20 protein-coding genes and 1 pseudogene are annotated in these 22,608 nt (G+C 67.0%); 11 read left to right on the plus strand and 10 right to left on the minus strand.

The window, feature by feature from the left end; translation table 11 throughout:
• Positions 1 to 224 precede the first annotated feature (224 nt).
• A complete protein-coding gene (locus ABY44_RS25350) occupies positions 225 to 875 on the plus strand; it encodes a pyridoxamine 5'-phosphate oxidase family protein (RefSeq protein WP_060173135.1) in 651 nt (216 codons plus the stop codon).
• Positions 876 to 1,239: 364 nt separating this feature from the next.
• On the opposite strand, the gene ABY44_RS25355 is transcribed toward ABY44_RS25350, so the two are convergent.
• Complete coding sequence (locus tag ABY44_RS25355; protein WP_059693972.1) at positions 1,240 to 3,072, minus strand: S53 family peptidase; 1,833 nt, start codon at positions 3,070 to 3,072, stop codon at positions 1,240 to 1,242.
• Between the two features lie 668 nt (positions 3,073 to 3,740).
• Here ABY44_RS25355 and ABY44_RS25360 point away from each other — a divergent pair.
• A pseudogene (locus ABY44_RS25360) lies at positions 3,741 to 3,860 on the plus strand (APH(3') family aminoglycoside O-phosphotransferase); the annotation flags it as partial.
• Between the two features lie 113 nt (positions 3,861 to 3,973).
• Here the strand turns inward: ABY44_RS25360 and ABY44_RS25365 are convergent.
• Genes ABY44_RS25365 through ABY44_RS25375 form a run of 3 tightly spaced genes read right to left on the minus strand, consistent with a single transcriptional unit; the run spans position 3,974 to position 8,187 of the window.
• The gene (locus ABY44_RS25365; RefSeq protein ID WP_060173137.1) at positions 3,974 to 5,461 is read right to left on the minus strand and encodes an efflux transporter outer membrane subunit; all 1,488 of its coding nucleotides are present in this window, start codon (positions 5,459 to 5,461) and stop codon (positions 3,974 to 3,976) included.
• Between the two features lie 13 nt (positions 5,462 to 5,474).
• Positions 5,475 to 7,061 carry a DHA2 family efflux MFS transporter permease subunit gene (locus tag ABY44_RS25370; protein WP_060173138.1) on the minus strand — a complete coding sequence of 529 codons (1,587 nt, stop codon included), beginning with the start codon at positions 7,059 to 7,061 and terminating at the stop codon, positions 5,475 to 5,477.
• Complete coding sequence (locus ABY44_RS25375; RefSeq protein WP_060083415.1) at positions 7,054 to 8,187, minus strand: HlyD family secretion protein; 1,134 nt, start codon at positions 8,185 to 8,187, stop codon at positions 7,054 to 7,056. The genes ABY44_RS25370 and ABY44_RS25375 overlap by 8 nt, the downstream gene beginning before the upstream one ends.
• A gap of 92 nt (positions 8,188 to 8,279) precedes the next feature.
• Between ABY44_RS25375 and ABY44_RS25380 the strand changes: the two genes are divergently transcribed.
• Positions 8,280 to 9,119: a CerR family C-terminal domain-containing protein gene (locus ABY44_RS25380; RefSeq protein WP_060083416.1), complete on the plus strand. Its 840-nt coding sequence runs from the start codon at positions 8,280 to 8,282 to the stop codon at positions 9,117 to 9,119.
• Positions 9,120 to 9,146: 27 nt separating this feature from the next.
• Here ABY44_RS25380 and ABY44_RS25385 read toward each other — a convergent pair whose 3' ends face one another.
• From ABY44_RS25385 to ABY44_RS25395, 3 genes are all read right to left on the minus strand, one after another.
• The gene (locus ABY44_RS25385) at positions 9,147 to 11,633 is read right to left on the minus strand and encodes a mechanosensitive ion channel family protein (RefSeq protein WP_060173139.1); all 2,487 of its coding nucleotides are present in this window, start codon (positions 11,631 to 11,633) and stop codon (positions 9,147 to 9,149) included.
• A gap of 284 nt (positions 11,634 to 11,917) precedes the next feature.
• On the minus strand, positions 11,918 to 12,877 hold the full coding sequence (locus ABY44_RS25390) for an LLM class oxidoreductase (protein ID WP_060173140.1): 960 nt from the start codon (positions 12,875 to 12,877) through the stop codon (positions 11,918 to 11,920).
• Between the two features lie 54 nt (positions 12,878 to 12,931).
• Positions 12,932 to 13,093, minus strand: a complete 162-nt coding sequence (locus ABY44_RS25395) for a hypothetical protein (protein ID WP_196487979.1) — start codon at positions 13,091 to 13,093, stop codon at positions 12,932 to 12,934.
• A 3-nt stretch (positions 13,094 to 13,096) separates the two neighbouring features.
• Here ABY44_RS25395 and ABY44_RS25400 point away from each other — a divergent pair, with 3 nt between their 5' ends.
• Entirely contained in the window at positions 13,097 to 13,474 is a 378-nt protein-coding gene (locus ABY44_RS25400) for a lysozyme inhibitor LprI family protein (protein ID WP_185735964.1), read from the plus strand.
• 21 nt (positions 13,475 to 13,495) lie between these two features.
• Here ABY44_RS25400 and ABY44_RS25405 read toward each other — a convergent pair whose 3' ends face one another.
• Positions 13,496 to 14,227 (minus strand): GNAT family N-acetyltransferase, encoded by a 732-nt coding sequence (locus tag ABY44_RS25405; protein ID WP_060173141.1) that lies wholly within the window; start codon positions 14,225 to 14,227, stop codon positions 13,496 to 13,498.
• A gap of 1,057 nt (positions 14,228 to 15,284) precedes the next feature.
• On the opposite strand from ABY44_RS25405, the gene ABY44_RS25410 reads away from it, so the two are divergent.
• From ABY44_RS25410 to ABY44_RS25425, 4 genes are all read left to right on the plus strand, one after another.
• Complete coding sequence (locus ABY44_RS25410) at positions 15,285 to 16,181, plus strand: NAD-dependent protein deacetylase (protein ID WP_027791096.1); 897 nt, start codon at positions 15,285 to 15,287, stop codon at positions 16,179 to 16,181.
• Positions 16,178 to 16,819 carry a DUF938 domain-containing protein gene (locus ABY44_RS25415; protein WP_060173143.1) on the plus strand — a complete coding sequence of 214 codons (642 nt, stop codon included), beginning with the start codon at positions 16,178 to 16,180 and terminating at the stop codon, positions 16,817 to 16,819. Before ABY44_RS25410 ends, ABY44_RS25415 begins: the two co-directional genes overlap by 4 nt.
• Before the next feature lie 97 nt (positions 16,820 to 16,916).
• The gene (gndA, locus tag ABY44_RS25420) at positions 16,917 to 18,329 is read left to right on the plus strand and encodes an NADP-dependent phosphogluconate dehydrogenase (RefSeq protein WP_021160879.1); all 1,413 of its coding nucleotides are present in this window, start codon (positions 16,917 to 16,919) and stop codon (positions 18,327 to 18,329) included.
• Between the two features lie 201 nt (positions 18,330 to 18,530).
• Complete coding sequence (locus ABY44_RS25425; protein WP_021160880.1) at positions 18,531 to 18,875, plus strand: DUF4148 domain-containing protein; 345 nt, start codon at positions 18,531 to 18,533, stop codon at positions 18,873 to 18,875.
• A gap of 130 nt (positions 18,876 to 19,005) precedes the next feature.
• On the opposite strand, the gene ABY44_RS25430 is transcribed toward ABY44_RS25425, so the two are convergent.
• Positions 19,006 to 19,326 carry a hypothetical protein gene (locus tag ABY44_RS25430; RefSeq protein WP_021160881.1) on the minus strand — a complete coding sequence of 107 codons (321 nt, stop codon included), beginning with the start codon at positions 19,324 to 19,326 and terminating at the stop codon, positions 19,006 to 19,008.
• Positions 19,327 to 19,738: 412 nt separating this feature from the next.
• Here ABY44_RS25430 and ABY44_RS25435 point away from each other — a divergent pair, with 412 nt between their 5' ends.
• Positions 19,739 to 20,473, plus strand: a complete 735-nt coding sequence (locus tag ABY44_RS25435; protein WP_060083422.1) for a peptidoglycan DD-metalloendopeptidase family protein — start codon at positions 19,739 to 19,741, stop codon at positions 20,471 to 20,473.
• Positions 20,474 to 20,530: 57 nt separating this feature from the next.
• Here ABY44_RS25435 and ABY44_RS25440 read toward each other — a convergent pair whose 3' ends face one another.
• Positions 20,531 to 21,169: a Pr6Pr family membrane protein gene (locus ABY44_RS25440; protein ID WP_060173145.1), complete on the minus strand. Its 639-nt coding sequence runs from the start codon at positions 21,167 to 21,169 to the stop codon at positions 20,531 to 20,533.
• Between the two features lie 230 nt (positions 21,170 to 21,399).
• Between ABY44_RS25440 and ABY44_RS25445 the strand changes: the two genes are divergently transcribed.
• Together ABY44_RS25445 and ABY44_RS25450 are read left to right on the plus strand one after the other, a co-directional pair.
• Complete coding sequence (locus ABY44_RS25445) at positions 21,400 to 21,936, plus strand: cytochrome b (protein ID WP_060083423.1); 537 nt, start codon at positions 21,400 to 21,402, stop codon at positions 21,934 to 21,936.
• 159 nt (positions 21,937 to 22,095) lie between these two features.
• Positions 22,096 to 22,464, plus strand: a complete 369-nt coding sequence (locus tag ABY44_RS25450) for a DUF2946 domain-containing protein (RefSeq protein WP_060083424.1) — start codon at positions 22,096 to 22,098, stop codon at positions 22,462 to 22,464.
• The last annotated feature ends 144 nt before the right edge of the window (positions 22,465 to 22,608 follow it).

The following is a 22,608-nucleotide window of genomic DNA, read 5'->3' on the forward strand; positions in this document are numbered from 1 at the left end:
GCGGGGTCTTCCGGCGATCGTCCCCGATTGCGGCACGCGCGTATTTTGATCGATTTGAAGCGCGGCTGTCGATGGGCCGATCGACCGATTTTTCAGGCTTGGAAGCTGCACGTGTTCAATTCGATTAAATTCGCAGTACAAATATATTCCGGGCGGATCATTGAGCCCTGCCGGAACGCGGGCCGCTCGATGTGCGCAAGGGCGCGCGAACAGGAAAACGAAACATGAAAGACCAGACCGTCATCGCTTCCACACCCCGCACCACCATTCGCCGCCTGCCGGAATTGGCGAATCGCGATCGCACGATGCTTCATCGCATCGTGGACGAAGCGTACGTCTGCCACATCGCGTTCGCTGCAGGCGAGGACACGCACTGCATCCCGACAGCGCACTGGAGACGGGGCGATGACCTCTATATTCACGGTTCCAACGGTAGCCGGATGATCAAGGCGCTGTCGGCGGGCGCGCCGGCCTCCGTCGCGATTACGTTGCTGGACGGGCTCGTGCTGGCCAGGTCGGCCTTCAACCATTCGATGAATTATCGATCCGCGGTGATCTACGGGCGGTTCGACGTCGTGGAGGGCCGTGACGACAAGCTGGCGGCGCTGGATGCGTTGATGGACAAGATCGCACCCGGTCGCAAGCATGACGCGCGGCCCGGCAACGAGAAGGAAATCAATGCGACCAGCGTGCTGCGGATTGCCCTTGCGGAAGCGGCGGTGAAAGTCAGCGATTCGCTGCCTTCCGACAAGGATGAAGATCTCGCGCTTGCTGTCTGGACGGGGATCCTGCCGCTGAAGACGACGCGTGGCGCACCGGTTCATGCCGACGGCAACATGCCGGTGCCGGACTACGTCCGGAACTGGGCCGAGTGAGTTGTGCGGCAAGGCCGCGCGGCTTCGTGGAAGACGGCGGGGTACGGCGTTTGAGTCGTGCTCGCGTCGCATGGCGGCACGACGCGCGTTTTGCCGGCAGGCAGCGCGAATACCGCGCTGCCGTGACGGGGTGCGTTTCACTCGGTGCGATGCTCATGCACGGGTATTGGACGTTAAAGTCGCTTGCGCAACGATTGAAAGGCTGGCGAGTGCGTCGTCGCACCGGCTGCTGCCCCGCGAGATCGCGCGGAACGCAAAAAAAACCGCGACGGCCTGGCGGTCATCGCGGGTGATTTGAACGACCGCATCCGGTTCCATGCGTGCGCCTCGGAGCGCACGCGGAACCGGGGCAGTCATCGGTCCATCAGCGCGCGAAATCCGGCGTGCTCTGGATGAACGCGTTCAGCTTCGAGATGTTCACGCTGCCGAAGCCCGTCGTCGCGTCCCAGCCGGCCTTCGCCTTGTAGCCATAGGTGCCGCTGCCGTTGTTGCCGGACGTGACATCGTGCAGCAGCGCCGCGTTGCTCGGGAAGTACTTGTAGAGGCTCGACGCGGGGAACCCGAGCGCATTGTTGTTCGCGGACTGCAGCCGCGCCCAGATGCCCGTGAAGATCGGCGCGGCGAGGCTCGTGCCGCCTTCGTTGTTCAGGTAGCCCGAGCCCCACAGCGTGTCGGACGTCTGGCCGTTCACGACGAGAATCGCGCCGGTGCGCAGGTCGGCATCGAAGCCGACGTCGGGCAGCGCGCGCTTGGTCGATCCCGTGAGGCTCGACGATTGCCACGACGGCGCGGCTTCGTACTTGCTGTACCCGCCGCCCGTCGACCACACGGTGCCCGGCTGCCAGCTCGGATCGTTCCAGACGATCTCGCTGTTGTAAGCGTTGGTCGACGTATTGGTGAACAGCGTCGTGCCGCCCACTGCGATCACGTACGGCGACGTTGCCGGCTCGCTCACCGTGTAGGTCGAGCGCGACGGCGTGCCACCCGCGCATTCGTATGCACCGTGGTCGCCGGCGGATACCGAGAAGGTTTGCCCCTGCGCGATCGCCTGCTTGAAGATGGTGTCGTCGGTTGCCTGCGAGCCGGTGCTGTTCGCGGACGATTCGCACACGCCGAGCGACACGTTGATTACCTTCGCGACGTTGTCGGTCACGGCCTTGTTGTACGCGGCGGTGATCGCCGTGAGCGTCATCGACGGTGCGACGTAGAACACGACCTGCTTCACGCTGCCGCCAGCCGCGCCGACGATCGACTGGCTGTCGAGGTTCCATTCGACGGTGCCGTCGGTGTCGGTGTACGAGCTGCCGGACGGCCCTGTCTTCACGATGCTGCTGCTGATCGTGCCGAGGCTGTTGTTTGCGGCGAACGTGTTGAGGTCGCTCACCGTCTGCGACAGGTCGCCTTCGGAGATGATGCCGACGGTGGTCTGCGAGGCCGTCGGCGTACCGTTGCCGCCGTAGATCGACGAGAACTCGGTCGGGTTGTGCGGCACCGCCGATGCGCCGGCCGGAATCGTCAGGTTGCTGGTGTTGCCTTGCGGCTTGCTGCCCGCGCCCGTGTGCATCAGTTCGACGTTCTGCAGGCCCAGCACCGCGCCCACGACGCCGCCGATCGCGTTCGGCACTTGCGCGGCGTCGGTATTCGCATAGACGCTGCGGCCGTTGCGCGTGAAGCGCTTGAGCGTCGTGCGGAACGCGGACTTGATGGTCGCCGCGGTGCCGGACGCGGATACCAGCAGGCGGTTCGGTGCGACCACGATGTTCACGAAGCCTTCCTTGCGCAGGTGCGCGACGACCGAGGCGACCTGCTGGTCGGTCGGCGCATATTGCGCGGCGAACTGCGCCGGCGTAAGGAATTGCCGGTAGTGCGGCGAGCCGGGCGTATGCAGGTCGTGCAGGTATTGGTCGAGCTGTGCTTCGTTGCGCAGGTTCAGCCCGAGCACGATGTCCACCGATTCGCCGGGTGCCATCTCGATGGCTGCCGTGGCAGCGGCGGCCGTGCTTGCGGCAGGCGCGCCGGCCGTACCGGCTTCGTTCTGCTGCACGAGCGGCAGGAAGCCCTTGGTGCGCGTTTCCGTCCAGCCGGCCGCGGGCGCGGCGTGGACGGTCGCGATGCCGAACGATGCGGCTGCCGCGGCGGCGAAGGCGAGCTTGATGAAGCGATTGTGCTTTTGATTCTTGTCTGCAACCTGATTCATTTGAATTACCCCTCCGGTTGAACATCGAACGGCACGAACAACAACGGTCGACAGCGGCGCGGATCATGCACCGCCGGTTTCTGTCGCATGCGTGCGGATGGCGCGGACGCGACAGGGCCTTTCGCCCGATCCGGACAGGTGTTTTTTCTCCGGGGGCGAAATTCGGGAAATGCGGTAGCGAGAGGGCTGCGTCGCGATACGGCGCAGTCGCGCGGACTGGGCGCGGGCGGGATTGCTAGAGCAACAGTTTCGTTGTCCTGCTCATTTGATTCGATCCTTCGGCCCGCTGCCGGATGGCAGTCGTCCAATGAAATGCATCGGGATGTTGCATGGCCGGCGCGCGAACGATACGGCCGGCGGCTGGCACTTCGGTGCGGCGGAAGCGAAAAAAACGTGGAGCGGAAGCGATTGGGCAGTGAGCAATTTGTCAGATTGCTTGCATCGGACGTTATCAAGAACGAAAGCGGGGTGTCAAACTTTTTTTGGTTATATGAAACAAATTTAAAGCGAATAAATGCAATGTTTTTGAAAATATTGGCAGTAATTTGTAATATTCGACGCCAACGAAGAAAGTAATGCTGAATGCGGTTCGCCGATCGTTTCCGGTTCGATGCGTAATTGGCACGACTGCGTCGACCGTGTTCGAGGCGCGACTCGAATCGCCGATGCGAGATATCGAAGCCGATCTCGTCAGTGAATGGGTCGCGCCTTTCTTCGACCGGTACGGAATCGAGCAGCCCGATCCGGGCCGGATCGCTTTCTACCGGCTGCTCGACGAGTTTTTCTGATTTATCGGGTGGTCACGGGCGCCGCGCGAAACGTTTTTCTGTCCCGCGCATCGCTGTTGTCGATGCGTTGCAGCCGCGACAAACCCGGCCGTACGGCACTGCTCGACTCACCATCAACCCGCACCCGTCTGCCACCCGAGCCCGAGGCTCTTCTGCACCGACACGTAGTCCTTGATCAGTTCGGCCTGTCCGGCGATCACGTTCTGCTGCGCGGAAAGTGCTTCGCGTTGCGTATCGAGCAGGTCGATCATCGACGCGACGCCCGCGCGATAGCGTTCATCCATCAGCGATCGCGAATGCACGGCGGAGGTTTGAACCTTGGTGAGCGCAACGACGTGCTCGCGCTGGTGTCCGTAGCGCTGCAATGCCGTGTTGGCGTCCTGCAACGCACCGAGCACCGCCTTCTGATAGTTCGCTTCCGCTTCGTCGCGCGATGCTTCGGCCGCGCGCACCGCGCCACGCGTGCGCCCGAAGTCGAGAATGTTCCATTGCAGATACGGCGCGCCGACCCACGTGAAGTTCTGCTTGCGGAGCAGGTGGCCCGGGTCCGCCGCGCTGAAGCCGAGATCGCCGAGCAGCGTCACCTTCGGGAAGTAATCGGCGACATGCTCGCCGATCTGCGCATTGCTCGATGCGAGCCGGCGCTCGGCCGCGCGAATGTCGGGGCGCTGTTTCAGCAGCGTGGCCGGATCGCCGATCGCGACGCTGCCGGGCAGCGTCGGCAGCGGCGCGGCCGGTGTCGTCAGCGTCGCGTCGAGCGCACCCGGCGCGCGCCCCGTCAGGATCGCGAGCCGGTCGAGCGATTCCGTCACCTGCGCGTCGAGCGGGATCAGCGAGGCTCGCGTGTTCTCGACCTGTGTCGTCAGGCGTTCGATGTCGGCATCGGCCGCGACGCCGCGCGCGCGGCGCTGCTGCGTGAGTTCAAGCATCTTCTGCTGCAACTCGGCGGTGCGTCGCGACAGTGCAAGCCGCTGCTGCTGGTCGCGGAGGTCGACATACGCGTTCGCGACTTCTGCCGCGATCGACACCTGCGTGTCGGCGAGATCGGCGTCGACTGCTTCCGCTTGAGCGGACGCGGCTTCGACCGCCCGGCGCGTGCCGCCGAACAGGTCGATCTCCCAGGTTGCGTCGAAGCCTGCCGAATAGAGCTGCAGCGGACCCGAGCCGCCCAGCGACGGCGATGCACTGCCCGACTGGTTCGAGCCGTTCGACGGCAGCAGCGAACCGAGCGCGCTGACGTCCGGCTCGCGCATGCGGATGGCGGCGACGGTGGCGGACGATTTCGGCAACTGCGCCGCGCGCTGTTGCGAGAGCTGCGCGCGCGATGCGCGCAAGCGTGCCTGCGCAGCGTGCAGATCGGGGTTGTACGCGAGCGCCGCAGTGATCAGGTCGTCGAGCTGGCGATCGTTGAGTGCGTGCCACCACGCGCTTGGCGCGGGTGCGGTGGTGTCGACACCGGAGGCCGGCGCGCGCACGAAGACCGGCGCATCCGGTGCGGCGGGCGCGCCGCGGTAGTCGGGGCCGACCGTGCAGCCGGCGAGCAGGCACGCGGCCGCACACAGCGTGAGCATGGGGCGGCGGGGCAGGGAGAAGGGTTTCATCGCGTAAGACGGTTCAGTGGCCGGACGACATCGGCTGCGGCCCGCGCGGCGTTCTCAGCAGCAGCGCGAGCGGCACGCAGGCGAGCAGTGCAAGGCCCAGCAGATAGAAGGTTTCGGAATAGGTCATCACGACGGCCTGGACCTGGATCTGCTGCGCCAGCTGTCCGAGCGCGCGCATGTTCGAATACGCGAGATCGCCGGTGTGTGCGAACCAGTTGGCCGCGTAGGCCGACAGCCGGTCCTGCCCGATCAGCGAGTTCGCCGTCACCGATTCGCGCAGCGCGGCCGTGTGGAAGGTCGTGCGCCGGTCGATCACGGTGCCGATGATCGCGAGCCCGATCGAGCCGCCGAGGTTGCGTGCCATGTTGTAGAGCCCGGCTGCATCGCCGGAGTCTTCGCGTGCGACGGCCGCCATCGATGCCTGGTTGAGCGGCATCATCGCGAGCATCTGCGCGACGCCGCGAATCAGTTGCGACCAGACGAAGTCGTGGCCGACGCTCTGCGCGGTCAGGCTGATGTCGAGCATGCAGCTCAGGCAGAACAGCAGCAGCCCGGAGATCACGAGGATGCGGAAATCGACCTTGCCGAGCAGGCGCGGCAGGATCGGCATCACGAGAAAGGCCGGCAGCCCCGACAGCAGCATGATTGCGCCCGCCTGTTCCGCGTTGTAGCCGGCGACGATCGCGAGGAACTGCGGCAGCAGGTAGGACACGCCGTACAGGCCGGCACCGACCGCGGACACGATCACGATCACGCTCGCGTAGCGTGGGTTGCGCATCAGCGACAGCCGCACGATCGGCCGCTTCGCGAAGCGTTGCGACAGCGCGATCAGGATCATCCCGGCGAGCGACACCAGGCTCAATGTGACGATCATCTGCGATTCGAACCAGCGTTCGCGCTGGCCTTCCTCGAGCACGACGGTGAGCGAGCTCAGCCCGATCGCGAGGCCGGCGATCCCGAGCCAGTCCGCGTTGAAGAACGTGCTCCATTGCGGACGGTCGGACGGCAGCCCGAACCACAGCAGCCCCATCAACAGCAGGCACACCGGCAGGTTCAGGAAAAAGCACCAGCTCCAGTTCACGTTTTCCGCGAGCCAGCCGCCGAGCACCGGGCCGAACAGCGGCCCGAGCAGCACGATCAGGCCGAACAGCGTCATGCCGACCGGCAACTGCGACAGCGGCAGCCGCGTGCGGATGATGGTCTGCGCGGTCGGGATCAGCGCGCCACCGGTGAAGCCCTGGCCGATCCGGCCGGCGATCATCATCGGCAGCGAATGCGACCAGCCGCACATCATCGAGAACGCGATGAACAGCGCGGAGTTCGTCAGCAGGAAATTGCGCAGCCCGAACACGCGCGTGAGCCACGCGGCGAGCGGGATCATCACGATCTCCGACATCAGGTAGCCGGTCGAGATCCACGTGCCTTCGGTGCCGGTTGCGCCGATTTCACCCTGGATCTGCGGCAGCGCGGAATTCGTGATCGAGATGTCGAGCGTCGCCATCAGCGCGCCGAGCGCGCCGGCCGCGACCGCGATCCAGTCGGTCACGCTCGCACGGCCTTCATGCGGCGCCGCGGGCATCGTGGCGGACGGTTCAGCCATGATGCGTCTCGTCGCGGGCCGAGCGTGTATCGACGTCGACCGTCACCGACAGCCCCGGCAGCAGCATGCGCTGCGCGCGGGCGTTCGCGGCGAGGCGGATGCGCACCGGCACGCGCTGGACGATCTTCGTGAAGTTGCCGGTCGCATTCTCGGGCGGCAGGAGGGCGAACTGCGCGCCGGTGCCGGGTGCGAAGCTGTCGACGACGCCGGACAGCGCACCGTCCGGCAAGGCGTCGACATGCAGTTCGACCGGCTGGCCGATACGCATGTTGCCGATCTGCGTTTCCTTGAAGTTCGCGACGAGGTAGATCGAATCGACGGGCACCACTGTCAGCAGGCGCGTGCCGGGCTGCACGTATTGACCGACGCGCACCGTGCGATCGCCGACGCGGCCGGCGAGGGTGCTGCGCACGATCGTGTTGTCGAGGTCGAGCTGGGCCTGTGCGGCACTGGCCTGCGCGGCTTCGAGCTGCGCGCGTGCCTGCTGGAGCTGGGCTGTGAACGACGCGATCTGCGTGCGTGCGGCCGCGATCGACGCATTGTTCGCGGCGAGCGTCGCGACCGCCTGATCGCGCGTGCTCTTCAGGTCTGCCACACGTTCGTGCGTCTCCGCACCGGTTGCCGCGAGTGGCGCATAACGCGCGTATTCGTCGCCGGCGTGCTGCGCATTGATCCGCGACACCTTCGCCTGCGCGTCGGCCTGTTCGAGATTCGCACGCTGCTGGCTGATGTCGGCCTCGGCGCGTGCGATATCCGCGCGGCGTGCATCGACGGTCGCAAGCGATTGCGCGAGCGCAACCTGGTACTGGCGGACGTCGAGTCGCACGAGCGGATCGCCGGCCTTCACGGCCTGGTTGTCGCGGACATACACATCGGTCACGTAGCCGGCGACCTTCGGCGCGGCAGTCATGCTGTCCGCCTGCAGATACGCGTCGTTGGTACTTTCGATGAAACGGCCGACCGTCCACCAGCGGCCGAGCCAGACGGCGCCGCCGATCGCCGCGAGCACGGCGACGACAAGCAGGATGCGCCGTTTCGATCCGTTTCCGGATTTGCTTCCGTTTCGCGGTGTTGTTCCGTTTTCCTGACGATCTGCTTGCTGTGGCGGGTCTTGCGGCGTCGACATTCCGGTGTCCAATTTATTCCAAGTGGAAGAATTATTCCAGTTGATAAAATTGTGTCAAGTAGAATATCGATCGATCGAATGACGGGGAAGGCATGAACGAAGCGAAGAAGCTGCGCCGGACGTCGGCGGGCGGCTACGCCCGCGGCGACGAAACGCGCCAGCGGATCATCGAGGCGGCGATCGAACTGTTCGGCGAGCGCGGGTTCGCGGGTGCATCGACACGCGAGATCGCCGCGATGGCCGGCGTGAACGCGCCGGCGCTCCAGTACTACTTCGAGAACAAGGAGGGCGTGTACCGCGCGTGCGTCGAGGCGATCGCGGAGAATGGCAGGGAAGTGTTCGCACCGTCGGTCGGCCATGCGAGGGCGATGCTCGATGCGGACGCGGACGTCGACGTGCTGATCGACGCCTTCATCGGGCTGCTGCGCGCGCTGTCGGACCGGATGTTCACCGCGCCGAAGACGATGAACCAGCGGATGTTCTTTGCACGCGAGCAAGGCGGCCAGGAGCCGGCGAGCGCGAGCGAGATCCTGATGAAGCGCATGCGCAAGCCGCTCAACGACGTGAGCGCCGAACTGATCGGCCGTATCTCGGGCCGGCCGGCCAACGATCCCGTCACCCGATTGCGCGCGCTGAGCCTGTTCGGGCAGATCACGGTGTTCCACATCGCGCAGCGTTCGGCGCTGCAGTTGCTCGAATGGGAGGCGTTCGAGGGCGAGCGCGCGGCATTGCTGGTCGACACGATCGCCGACCAGACACGCCTGCTGCTCGAGCAATGGCATGCGCAGCGCGATGCATCGGCTGCCGATCCGGAAGCCGGCGCGAAGCGCGGGCAGGGCGCGGCGGCGAAACGTGCGGTCAAGGCGAAGGCGGGGGCATCGGCGCCCGCCGCGAAAAGCACGCGGCGCGTGAACAAGCCCGCCGCGCGTTGAGCGCGGCGCGGCATCGCCCCCGGCCGGTCAACCCGGCTTGCGCTCCGGTTCGGCGGGCGACGGCGGCCGGGCCGCCGGTTCTGCAGCATGGTCGTTGCCGTTGTTGCCACCGTCGCCGCCATTGCCGCCGATTTCGCCTTCGACGACAGGCCGCGATCCGTCCGCATAGGCGACGACGCTGCGCTGCGGATCGGCGATCCGGATGCCGCGTTCGCGGAACGTCTCCGCGATCCGCCGGTTGAATTCACGCTGCACGCTCCAGCGCGTCGCGTCCGTGCATTGCATCTGTCCGGACAGCGCGAGTGCCGCGCCGTCGACCTGGTCGATCCCCCAGTAGCTGAAGTCCGACAGGATGCCGTCGCGGTATTTCGGATCGTCGCGCAACGCCGCGCCGATTTCCTTCAGCGTCGCGATCGCGCGATCGATATCCTCGCCGTAGGCAATACTGATCTTGACAGCGGCGTTGCCGAGCCCACGGTTCGTGTTGTTGACGGTCGTCACCGAGCTGAACGGGATCGTGTACAGCGACCCGTCGCCCGCGCGCAGCCGCACGGTGCGGATCGACAGGTACTCGACCGTACCCGACACGCCCGCGAGCGTGACCCAGTCGCCGACCTGCATCGCGTTTTCCATCAGCAGGAAGATCCCGGTGATGAAATCCTGCACGAGCTTCTGCGAGCCGAAGCCGAGCGCGACACCGAAGATGCTCGCGCCGGCAAGCAGCGGGCCGACGTTCACGCCGAGCTGGCTGAGGCCCGTCAGCACGACGACGAGCGCGATCATCACGAACAGCAGCGAGCGCAACATCGGCAGCAACGTGCGCAGTCGCGCCGCGCGCACGAGATTGCCTTCGCGCGTCCACCGCTGCAGGCGGCGCTCGATCGCGATGTTCGCGGCTTCCCACACGAGGAGCGCGACGATGGCTGCGATCGCGATCGTCACCAGCGCCGACGCGAGCCGGTGGCCGATGGTGCCGGTTTCGAACGCGCGGAAGATCGGTACCCCCCAGATCTGCAGCAGCAACACGACGGTCACGATGCCGATCGCGCCCGACACGATCTGGCGCAGCAGCGGGTAGTAGCGGTACGCGTGCAGGTGGACGAGCGTGCGGTCTTCGTCGCGGCCCTGGAACAGCCGCGCGAGCGCGCCGAACACGACGATCGAGACCATCCGCATGCCGATCATCACGGCGATCGAGCGGCCGCCGAGCGTGATCAGCACGCGATAGCCGTTGTGGACGTCGAGCGCCCACACGAACCACAGCGCCATCACGATGAATACCGACACGGGGGCCCACGCGTCCGCGAGCGCATTCGCGACCATCTCGAAGGACGCACGGTCGTCGCCGGCCGCGCGGATCCGCGCGGCGACCGGCTGGCGGCTCCGCAGGATCAGCGCCGATACCATCAGGTGCCCGACGAGCGCGACGGCTTTCAGCAGGGCGACATGACCGGCCTCGCTTAGCCCGAAGCTCGCGGCGATCTCGACAGCGGCCGTGCAGGCGCCGACCACGATCACGATCCGCGCGATCGAACGTTGCGCGAAATCGGCCCACGCATCGCTGATGTGCAGCAACCGCAATTGCCGCGCATCGGGCTGGAAGAACAGCCGGCTGACGATCGTGACGAGCCGGCAGATCACGTAGATGTCGATCAGCGCTTCGAGCGCGGATTCGATCGGGGTGCCCGTCTCTCCGATCGCCGACATCGTCAGGCTCGCGACACCGACGAACACGAGCAGCGGCACGGCCCGCAACGCGAGGCTGACGAGCGCGCGCGGCATCCGGTGCAGCAGCGTGGTGTGGCGGCGCGCGTGGCCTCGGCCTTGTGACGATGCGGGGGCGGTGTCAGGGGCATCGGCGGGATCGGCGGCGTCGGGTTTGGCGAGGGTGTCCGGCGGCGCGTCGTCGTCATCGGGCGAGGTGGAGTCCGGCGCGGTGCGGGGCGACGTGTCGGCACGCCGTGCGGCCACTGCGGCCAGCGCGCGTCGCAACAACCGCTTTGCCAACCATTCGACGAAGAGCGCGGGCACGAGCACGGCGACGATAATCCAGAACGCGTGCGCGAGATCCGCGCGCTCGTCGGCTCGCACCAGCCTGTCGTGCCACCAGCTTCCGACCGAGCCGACATCGAGCAGCGAGCGCAGCGACTCCTTCAGCGCGCCGCCGATTTCGGTGGCCCAGCGCGATCCCTGCCGGACGAGCATCGACGCGAGCCCGTTCGACGTGAGCGCGCCCGGGGCCGCGGCCGCCGATGCGCCGCTGGCCGCCGCCGCATCGCTGGCAACGACCGCGGGTGCGCTCAGCGCGCCGACGGCCGCGATCGCACGCAGCGTCGTTTCGACCTGCGCGCGATCGCGGGGATTTTCGAGCACGTTGAGTGCCTGCTGAGCCTGTTGCGGCGTCAGCGCCGGCGCGGTGCCGGAAGCGGCCGACGCGGCGGCCGGGGCGGGAGCGGCCGCGTGAGCGGCCGTGACGACGGCGGCAAGCAGCCAGCCGAGGAGGATATGTCGCATGGAGTGGGCATGCGGGCGCGCATCGGCGCGCGGCCCGCCGGGCTGAACGATGGACGGGAAGTTAACATGATCGCGCCCGGAACCGAATAGTTCCGTCGACGATCATTCGAATCGGGCATGCACGACGCGGCGCGGCCGTTTGCGGCGCGTTTCCGCGGTCATGTGGCTGACGCAGGGGGGGGAGGCGACTCGATTGCCGGTGTGTAAGGCTCGCGTAATGCCCGCTTGCGGGCAACGGCGAGCGCCGCGCGCATCGCGCCGAATTCATCCGGAATCCTGCCAAATCACGCTTCCCCGTCGTGAAAAACCGGCAGGACGTGTTCCGCGATTTCTTCGATGACGTCGCGCACGGGCCGGTCCGAGCCCGGATTCAGCGTGACGTGATGCGTGCCTGCCGCGCGCATGTTCCGCAGGATGTCGATCAATGCGCGGCGTCCGGTTGCATAACCGAGCGGCAATGCGGTAGCCGGCGCATCGGGATCCTCGACGAGGTCGAGTCGCATCGACACGCCGAACGCGCGAAAGGCCGGCGACGCGAGCCTTTCAACCGCCGCGCGCCACATCGAATACCGTGCGCGCTGCGTGTCCGGATCGCGGTGGTACGTCATCCAGCCGATCGAGTGACGCGCGATCCAGTCGACGCTTTGACCGCCCGAGCCGACCGCCAGCATCGGCACCGCGTCGGCGCCGCGAGGCAGCAGCGTGAAGTCGGGCGCATCGGGCGGCGCTTCGTCGGGCAGCACGCGCGATGGCACGCCGAGCGCGGCCGCGACGACGTCCCAGTGCGCGCGGTACCGGTCGCGGCGCGTTTCCGCGTCGACGCCGAACGCCGCATATTCGGGCGGCCGGTCGCCGGAGCCGAGCCCGAGGATGAAGCGTCCGCCCGACAGCGTCGCGACCGACAGCGCGCCTTTCGCGATATGCAGCGGATGGCGCAACGGCAGCACGATCGCGCCGCTGGCGAGTGCAATCCGGCGCGTGCGTGACGCCAGTGCGCCGAGCAGGACCCACGGGTCGAGGTGGCCGACCGGGTCGGGATAGTCGGCGCTGTTCAGCGGCACGTCGCGAATCCACAGCGCGCGAAAGCCGAGCATGTCGGCCAGCGCCGCGAGTTCTAGTTGCTCGTCGAAGTCGGCGACGACATGGCCGGTGCGAAGCAGCGGCAACGTGAGGCCGATCGACAGCTGCCCGGCCGAAAAGACGCGATGCGCGACGTCGGGACGGGCAGGGGCGGGCGTGGTCATGTCGGGTCCTTGGAGGCGGGGCAAAGCGGGCGCGCGACGTTGCGTGTCCGAATGCTAGCGTGTTTGCGCGCCGGCTGCGCGGCACGGCATGCGCAGCGCCCGATCGGGCTTGACCGGTGACGTCGAGGCAACGGGAGCCATGCGGGCAGCGGGCCGGGCATAATCGGTGCCTTCAATCATCGAGAACAGCGAATCCGGATGAATGCGCTTCAACACGCGGTGATCGGTCTGGCGGCGAGCGCGATGCTTTTCACGGTTGCGTCCGGCGCGCGCGCTGACGATGCGCAGCGTACCGCTATCTGCAAGACCGCCGAGGAAACGGGCTACACGGCCGACATCCGCAATTGCCTGCGGCTGAAATACGACGAGGCCGACCGACGGTTGAATGCCGTCTACAAGACGAAGATGGCGAGCCTGGATGCACAGGGCAAGGCGAGGTTGCGCGACGACGAGCGCCGCTGGCTCAAGGCGCGGGATGCTGCCTGCGCCGAATCGCGGCAGCCCGATGCAGGCGGTACGCTCGGGCTCGTGGAGGTTGACAGTTGCTTCGTCGGCGAAACCGAACGCCGCGTGAAGGTCATCGAGGCCTTTCGTTGAGGTGTCGCGCAGGCCCCGGCGCTATGCCACCCGCAGCGTCGTACCGCGCAGCGTGAGGCCGAGGCGTGACGCCACGCGTTGTGACGCGCGGTTGTCGCTGGCGGTGCTGTAGAACAGCGTGCGGGTTCGAAGCGACGGCAGCCGCGACCACGCGGCGGTCACGGCCGCCGCGAGGCCGCGCCCCCGGAATGCAGGGGCCGTCGCGAGACCGAGTTCGGCACCGACTTCGGATAGCCGCGCGGCGAATGCGACCGAGGCGACTTCTCCGTCGACGACGGCCGCGCACCACGGCGCCCACAGATCGGCGGCGCCTTGAAACCCCATCGAGAACAGGCCTTCGGGCATCCCGCGCGTCGACAGTGCGTGCAGCAGATGCCGGCCCGCGTCGCTGTCGCCGTCGATCAGTTCGACGTGTGCGTCGGTGTCGAAGCCGAGTGCGTGCGGCAGCGCGTAGACGAGGCCGATGTTCCAGTGCGGAACGGGGGCGAGCAGCGACAGATAGCGTTCGAGATGCGCGGGCTGGGTGCAGTCCGCCGACGGCGTTTCGCTGTCGGCCAGGCGCGCCAGTTTTTCTGCGACAGGAACGGGCACGTCGGCGCGTACGCCCGCCAGGTTGCGTTTTGCGCCTCTGCCGAGCCAGAAGCGGGGCCCGGGCGAGCAGTCGGGATCGTTCTCGCGTTCGATCCGGCGATCCGGATGCAGCCGGAACAGCGTCCGGTAGTCGATTTCCAGCCAGTCGTGTGTGTCAGGCATAGGTCGGGCCGGTGGCTCCCGTCAGGTGGCGGCGAGTTGCGCGAAGCAGGCCGGGGCGGGCCCGCGCGTCCGTTCGTGCGTATGCGGCACTGTGGGGCGATTGTAAGCCGGTCGGCAATCGCGCGCGGATGCAACGACGCGGCATCGGCGCGGACCGTCCCGGCGCGGCATGACGACATCGCGGCATGCCCGGCCGACGGTCGCCGATCCGGTACGCGTTTCAGTTTCGAAACGTTCGCGCTGCTTGCCGGTGCGCGATTCGCCGCGATGGCCCCGCTTCGGCCCGCGCGGCCTTGCGGCATGAAGCATGGTGCGCTCCTTGCATATCTGTACGTGCCGTGAGCGCGGTCGCGGACGCAGTCGGTCCGGCGATCGCTTCAGTGGGTCGGACGTATCGGAGACGGGGACAAGAGAATGAAAACAGACCGAATCGCAACATGCCGTGTTGCAAACATGAATCGCCGACCTGCCTGGGTATTCGCTTCGCCGTTGATCGAGGCGACGTGAGCGCGCGGCTTTCCGTTCCATCCGAGCAATCGGGTTTGTTCTGAACGACGACGTGCAGGTGTGACGCACGAGGCCGACTGGTGCCGGTCGGCCGTCGGGGACGAACTTCGAATATCCGTGGATGGCCCGGCCCGGAACCCGGATCGTCATGCTGGCGCGCGCAACGCGAGTCGTCGCGCGGCGCAGGTGTTCGTGCGCCGCGTATCGCGTCGGCGCGACGGGCCCGAACCGGAACGCACCGTGTCGCACCGGAAAGCCGGCAGCGCATCGATGTGTCCGGCACCGCGGAATACATGCAGTCCAGGGGAAGCGTTCGCCGGCCGCGGCATGGCGGGCGCCGCGAAATTGTGCTGTCAGTTGATCCACTACCCCGATGGATCAATTGTTGAAGCGCCCATCGCCGAGTGGCGGATGGGCGTCTTTTTTTGTGCGCCGGTTTGCGACGCGGGCCATCGGCCCGATCGCGCGGCGTTCTGTATCATGTGCTGGCGTGCCTGGCTGCCCGTGCGGGCGCACGGCTTGCCGGCGCACCCGATCACGCGTTGCCAACATGAACGACACAGCCCTGCACGACCCCTCAACCGCCGGCATCGATCCGGCCGCACTCGATGCGCTACAGACGTTCGTCGAACGTCATCCGCGCCTGCTGGTACTGACCGGCGCGGGCATCAGCACCGACTCCGGCATTCCCGGCTATCGCGACCGCAACGGCCAGTGGATGCGCTCGCCGCCGATTCAGCTCCATGAATTCCTCGGCTCCGATGCCGCGCGGCGGCGTTACTGGGCGCGCAGCATGATCGGCTGGCCCGTCGTCGGCCGCGCGCAGCCGAACGGGTCGCACGTCGCGCTCGCGCGGCTCGGCAGCGCGGGGCGGATCGAGCGTCTCGTCACGCAGAACGTCGACGGTTTGCACCAGCGCGCGGGCAGCGGCGACGTGATCGAGCTGCACGGCGGCATCGACGGTGTCACGTGTCTCGATTGCGGCGCGCATCATGCGCGCGCGACGATCCAGGTCATGCTCGAGGCCGACAATCCCGAGCTGCTGGGCGCGCAGGCCGAGCCTGCCGCGGACGGCGACGCGCATCTCGAATGGGCGGCGCTCGACACGTTCCGCATCCCGGCGTGCCCCGCGTGCGGCGGGCTGCTGAAGCCGGCAGTCGTGTTCTTCGGCGAAAACGTGCCGCGCGAGCGCGTGGCGCTCGCGTCGCAGGCGCTCGATGCGGCCGATGCGCTGCTCGTCGTCGGCTCGTCGCTGATGGTGTATTCCGGCTACCGCTTCTGCGTGTGGGCGCAGGCGCAGCACAAGCCGGTCGCCGCGCTCAATCTCGGCCATACGCGCGCCGATCCGATCCTGACGCTGAAGGTCGAGGCGCGTTGCGCACCCGCGCTCGACGCGCTCACCGCGCGGCTGGGTCTCGCGGGCCACGCACCGGAGCACGCATCGTGACCGATCCGACCGCTTCGCCCGATCCGTCCGCGCGGCTGTCGGCGCCGGCAGCCGAACGCAATCGCGGGCCGATCCTCGACGTCTTGCGCCGCGTGTTGCCGACGAGCGGCCGCGTGCTCGAAATCGCGAGCGGCACGGGCCAGCACGTCGTCCACTTCGCACAGGCGCTGCCGGGCCTGCACTGGCAACCGAGCGATCCCGATGCGCAGGCGCGCCGCTCGATCGCCGCGTGGGTTGCCCATGCGGGCCTCGCGAACGTTGCCGGGCCGCTGGCGTTCGACGTGCGCGACGCGTCGTGGCCGGTCGACGCGCTCGACGCGATCGTCTGCATCAACATGATCCATATCTCGCCCTGGGCCTGCACCGACGCGCTGTTCGCGGGCGCGTCGCGCCTGCTGCGGCCGGGCGGCGTGCTGTTCCTGTACGGGCCGTATCGCCGCGAGGGCCGGCACACGGCGCCGTCGAACGAGGCATTCGACCTGCAATTGCGCAGCCGCGACCCGTCGTGGGGCGTGCGCGATCTCGAGACCGTCGTCGCGCTCGGCCTCGATCGCGGGCTCGACTGCATCGAGGTGGTCGAGATGCCGGCGAACAACCTGAGCGTCGTGTTCCGGCGGTTGCCGCACGCGGAGCAGTGACACGCAAGCGCGCATCGCCGCCGGGTTTCCACTATCCTTTCGCCTGTGCGCGCGACCCGGTTCGGGTCGCGCCCCGTTTTTTCCGGAGAATTGACTAATGGGCAAACAAGCAATCGGTGTGATCGGGCTCGCGGTGATGGGCCGCAATCTCGCACTCAATATCGAGAGCCGCGGTTACGCGGTGTCTGTGTACAACCGCAGCCGCGAGAAAACCGACGAACTGATCGCCGAATTCCCCGGCCGCAACCTGGTGCCGACCTATACGCTCGAGGAATTCGTCGCGTCGCTCGAAACGCCGCGCCGGATCCTGATGATGGTGAAGGCCGGCGAAGCGACCGATGCGACGATCGCATCGCTCAAGCCGCTGCTCGAGAAGGGCGATGTGCTGATCGACGGCGGCAACACGCATTTCACCGACACGATCCGCCGCAATCAGGAACTCGCGCAATCGGGCCTGCACTTCATCGGCACCGGCGTGTCGGGCGGCGAAGAGGGCGCGCTGCGCGGCCCGTCGATCATGCCTGGCGGCCAGCGTGACGCGTACGACCTCGTCGAGCCGATCCTCAAGCAGATCGCCGCGAAGGCGCCGTCGGACGGCGAGCCGTGCGTCGCCTACATGGGCCCGGACGGTGCGGGCCATTACGTGAAGATGGTCCACAACGGCATCGAATACGGCGACATGCAGCTGATCGCCGAAAGCTACTCGGTGCTGAAGGACGTCGCGGGCCTGACCAACGACGAACTCGGCGCGGTGTACACCGAATGGAACCAGGGCGAACTCGACAGCTACCTGATCGAGATCACGTCGAAGATCTTCGGCAAGAAGGACGAAGAGACCGGCAAGCACCTCGTCGACGTGATCCTCGATCGCGCCGCGCAGAAGGGCACCGGCAAGTGGACGAGCCAGAACGCGCTGGATCTCGGCGTGCCGCTGCCGCTCATCACCGAGTCGGTGTTCGCGCGCGTGCTGTCGTCGCTGAAGACCGAGCGTGTCGCGGCCAGCAAGATCCTGTCGGGCCCGGCCGCCGCGCCGTTCGACGGCGATCGCGCCGCGTTCGTCGAAGCGGTGCGCCGCGCGCTGTACCTGAGCAAGGTGATCTCGTACGCGCAGGGCTTCGCGCAACTGCGCACGGCATCCGAAGAGTACGGCTGGAACCTCGATCTCGGGACGATCGCGAAGATCTTCCGCGCCGGCTGCATCATCCGCGCGCGCTTCCTGCAGAAGATCACGGACGCGTACGCGAAGGATCCGGCGCTCGCGAACCTGCTGCTCGATCCGTACTTCAAGGACATCGCCGCGAATTACCAGGCGTCGCTGCGCGACGTCGTGGTGGCCGCGGTGAAGGCAGGCGTGCCGGTACCGGCGTTCGCGTCGGCCGTCGCGTACTTCGACAGCTATCGTTCCGAGCGGCTGCCGGCGAACCTCGTGCAGGCGCAGCGAGACTTCTTCGGCGCGCACACGTTCGAGCGTACCGACAAGCCGGGCAGCTTCCACGCGAACTGGTCCTGACCGGCTGGCAGGGGGCGGCATTGTTGCGAAAATCTATTCTTTGAATAGGGTTTTTCTATCCCGGATGCCGACATTGTTGGCTCCGGGGAAACAGTGTTTTCGTTCTTTCATGGTTTTCCCTAGGTGTTCCCGGGACTAAACTCTGTTCCATCGCTGCAGACATGGTGTGTGCGGCGGAGCAAAAAAATCCCGGAGGTAATCATGAAATCGCTGATCGCAACGTTCGCCGCAGCTGCCGTTCTCGCCGTTCCCGCCGTCTCGTTCGCCCAACAGAATGCGCCCGTCACCCGTGCACAGGTGAAGGCCGATCTGGTCGCCGTCCAGCAGGCCGGCTACAAGCTGGGCAGCGACCGTACGAACTACCCGGAAAGCATTCAGGCCGCTGAAGCCCGCCTGAACCCGCAACAGAACGTTGCCGCTGCCGACACGACCGGCTATGGCGCACAACCGGCTGCCGCGCAAGAATCCGGCGCACCGGCCAAGGCCAAGACCGGCTGGCAAGTCAAGCGCATCGCTGACGACGCGCCGATCTACAAGGGTCGTTAATGGTGGTTCGGTCGGTGCGGCCGCGTTGGCGGCCTGATCCGTCCCCTGAAGTACGAACAGCCCGTCGTTCCGGATAGCGGAACGACGGGCTGTTTTCATTGGTGGCGCGCGTATCGCGCCGACCGTCGGTTCAGTGCAGCGGGCGCCTGCCGCGCCCGATATCCCGGAACAGCGCTTCGGCCGGTTCCAGCACTTGCAGCCACGTTTCGTCGTAGCCGCTTAGCGTGTCGAGCGCGTCGCGCAGCCGCTCGATCGCGAGGACCGGCAACTCGACGCTGTGGCGCGTGGCGCCGGTCATGTGCGCGACACTCGCCAGCTGGACGAGCGCATCGGCCGCCTCGGCGACGTCGGTTGCGAACAGCAGGTGCCGGTTGAGCAATTCGACCAGGCCGCTGGAACCGGAGAAATCGTCGGCGTTGAGCTGCACGGAAAGAAACGTCGCGTTGTTCATTGTCATGCTCCTCGTTGTCGTTGGGTCGCGCAGTGCATCACCGAGTATAGGTGGCGATCGAAGGGGAGAATGTGACGGGATCGATACGGCAGGCGCGGGTGGCGAGGCCTGCGGAAGATCCGCGGCAGGCCCGCCCGGCGGGGCTCGCAGGCGACCGGCACGCTGCTGCGGCACCGCAAGATTGTTGCCGGATCAGGCATCGGTCGCGGCCTTGACCGCCACAAATGGTATCTTTGCCGATCGGAACGGCGCGAAAAAGGGGCCGGTGAGCCCATCGCGCCGATGTTCCGCTGTGGAAACTGACGGCCGCGAGAGCGGTCGGATACTGATTGGTCCGGCCGTCCGGCCGGACATCGTGCGTCGCGCGCCGGGGGGCGGTGGGCGGCGCAACGACGCAAATCCGGGAGGACCCTTGAGAGAAACTATTCCCATCCACGATGCGCCGACGCGCTGGCTGCCGCAGGCGGCACTCGTTGCCGCGGCCATCGCGCTGACGGGTTGCACGATGACGCCGTGGACCGACAGCTGGCAGCCGGCGCGCCAGTCGGCACCCACGTCGGCCGCGACGCCGGGCGTGATCGCCGGCTATTACCGCGTGAATCCGGGCGATACGCTCGCGGGCGTCGCGAACGCGTACGGGCAGCGCGTGCAGGACGTGGCCAGCTGGAACCACATGGCGCCGACCGATGCCGTGTATCCCGGGCAGGTGCTGCGCGTCGCGCCGCCGCCTGCGGCGACGTCGCTCGGGCAGCCGCCCTCGGCGGCCGCGCAGCCGGGCTCGCTCGCCTGGCCGGCCACCGGTGTCGTGGCGACGCCGTTCGCGGCCGGCAGGACGCGCGGCATCGTGATCGCCGCGTCCGGCCCCGACCATTCGGTGCGGGCCGCGGCGGCCGGGCGCGTGGTTTATGCGGGGTCCGGCGTCAAGGCCTACGGCCCGCTCGTGATCCTGAAGCATGAGAACGGGCTCATCACGGCTTATGGACACAACGGCAAACTGCTGGTCAACGAAGGCGACGCGGTGCGCCAGGGCCAGCCGGTCGCCGAAATGGGCACCGACACGAGCGGCCGTTCGACGTTCGAGTTCGAAGTGCGCCAGAACGGCAAGGTCGTCGATCCGATGAACTTCCTGCCGCGCAACGGCGGCTGACGGCCCGCCTCACCCCGTGTGCGCCGGGCGGCGCACACGTTCCGGCGTTTTCCGCCTTCATCCTTTCCCGAGCGTCACCGCGCCCGACTGTCTCGCGTGATTGCCGAGCCAGCGAATGCCCAGTGCGAGCGCCGCCGCGCCGACCGCGATCAGCGAACACTGGATCGCGACCGGCAGGTAGCCATGCGGCCGCGGATCGACGAACGGGTAGGGATACCAGTTCTCCAGCGCGCCGCGCACGAGCGTATAGCCGAGATAGACGACCGGAAAGGCGAGCCACGCGAACGCGCTGCGCCGCGGGATCGGCAGGCGCGGCTCCACGTACAGCCAGTCGCACAGCACGACGAACGGCACGATCCGGTGCAGCACCCAGTTGTTGAACGCCGGCGTGACGTGGCGCAGCGCATCGAGCCGCGCGAGCAGGAGCTCGTAGACGATCGCGGTGATCAGGACGTACAGCACCGCGGCGCCGCGCATCGATTCGTAGCGAGCCGAGCCGGGGCGGGCGATGCGCCAGAGCCCGGCGGCGAGCATCGCGGCCGCGTAGAGGCTGCTCAGTTGCGTGAAGTAGCTGAGAAAGTTGCCGAGCTCGAATGCAGGCATGCCCCAGTAGCCGGCGATGCTGTGCAACGTCGTCGACACCGCGAGCAACGCGGCGGTCAGCCGATAGGCCGCAACGAAGAACGCCTTGCTCATGATGCGCGCGCAACGTCGACACCAAAGCTTCATCGTGCCACAGCCGTTTACGGGCGCGATGCGGATTTTCCATATGACGGCCCGCGCGGCGCGTGCGTTGACGATTCATCCGATATTTGACCTCGCCGCACAAAACCGGACGCACGTGCGGCTACAATCGTGGCAGCCTTGCCGGGCTGCCGAGCCGATTGCGGCATGCGCCCATCCCCGCATACAACACGAGACGAAGCATGAGAAACATCCTCGCGAAACAGACGCGCTACAGCTCGCCCGCGATCTTCTTCCACTGGGCCGTGTTCGCGCTGGTGGCGCTGGCCTACCTGGCCATCGAGATCCGCGGGCCGAAAGGCAGCGACAGCCGGGTGTTCTGGATGAACGTTCACCTCACCGCGGGCACGCTCGTGCTCGTGCTGTCGGTGCTGCGCGTGCTGTGGCGAGTCGTCAGCCGCGTACCCGAGGCCATTCCGCAAACGGCGCTGCTGCGCTGGCTCTCGAAGCTCGCGCATCTCGCGCTCTACGTGTTCATCATCGCGCAGCCGCTGCTCGGGATCATGACGATCAACCTGGGCGGAAAGCCGGTGTCGCTCGACTGGCTCGGCGTGTCGTTCACGCTGCTCGGCCCCGACAAGGCGCTGCGGCCGACGATCAAGGAAGCGCACGAGCTGATCGGCAACGCGTTCTATTTCGTGATCGGATTGCACGCGCTGGCCGCGCTCTACCATCATTTCATCCGGCGAGACGACGTACTGCGGCGCATGGCGCCCTGAACGGCACGTTCGTTCCGGAAGCATGCAGCAGGCGGGGGCGCATGGTTGTGTTGACAACCATGCGCCCCCGGTCCGTTTACCGCCATCTGCGCTGGTCAGCGCGTTAAACATTCTGTAACATCTCGGCTGTTTTTACATTCCGCTTACTCTGCGCCGCGCATGCTGCACCGACATCGTCACCTGACCGCCTGGCTTGGCGTGCTCGCGATCTGGTTCGCGATCGCGGCGCCGCTGGTGTCGCAGTGGCGCGTCGCGCAGGCGGCCACGCCCGACGCAATTGTCTGTAGTGCAGAGCATGGCGCGCATCGTTCACCCGATGCAGGCCGCATGCACGATCACGCGCTGCATCTCGATGCGTGCGGCTACTGCGGTTTCTTCGCGCACAGTCCCGCGATCGGCGGGCCTGCCGCCGCGGCACTCGCTTCCGTTCCCGTCGTTTCCGTCTCCGCCGTCGCGCCGCCTGCCGTCGCGGCGCGCGCCGACCGCTATCCGCGCGCGTACCCGCGCGCACCGCCCGAGCGCGCCTGACGCGCTGTTTTCCGTTCTTTTCACCGCCGATATCCGTGCGGCCCGTCGAGGCCGTGCGGAGGGCGTCACTCGGGCTTTCGATCATGACCATTTTCCAGTTGCGCGCGCCGCGGGCGTCGCGCAATGCCTGTGCGCGGCGCATGC

The organism is Burkholderia sp. ZZQ-2, from assembly GCF_050768715.1.
GTDB classification, from domain to species: Bacteria; Pseudomonadota; Gammaproteobacteria; order Burkholderiales; family Burkholderiaceae; genus Burkholderia; species Burkholderia cepacia.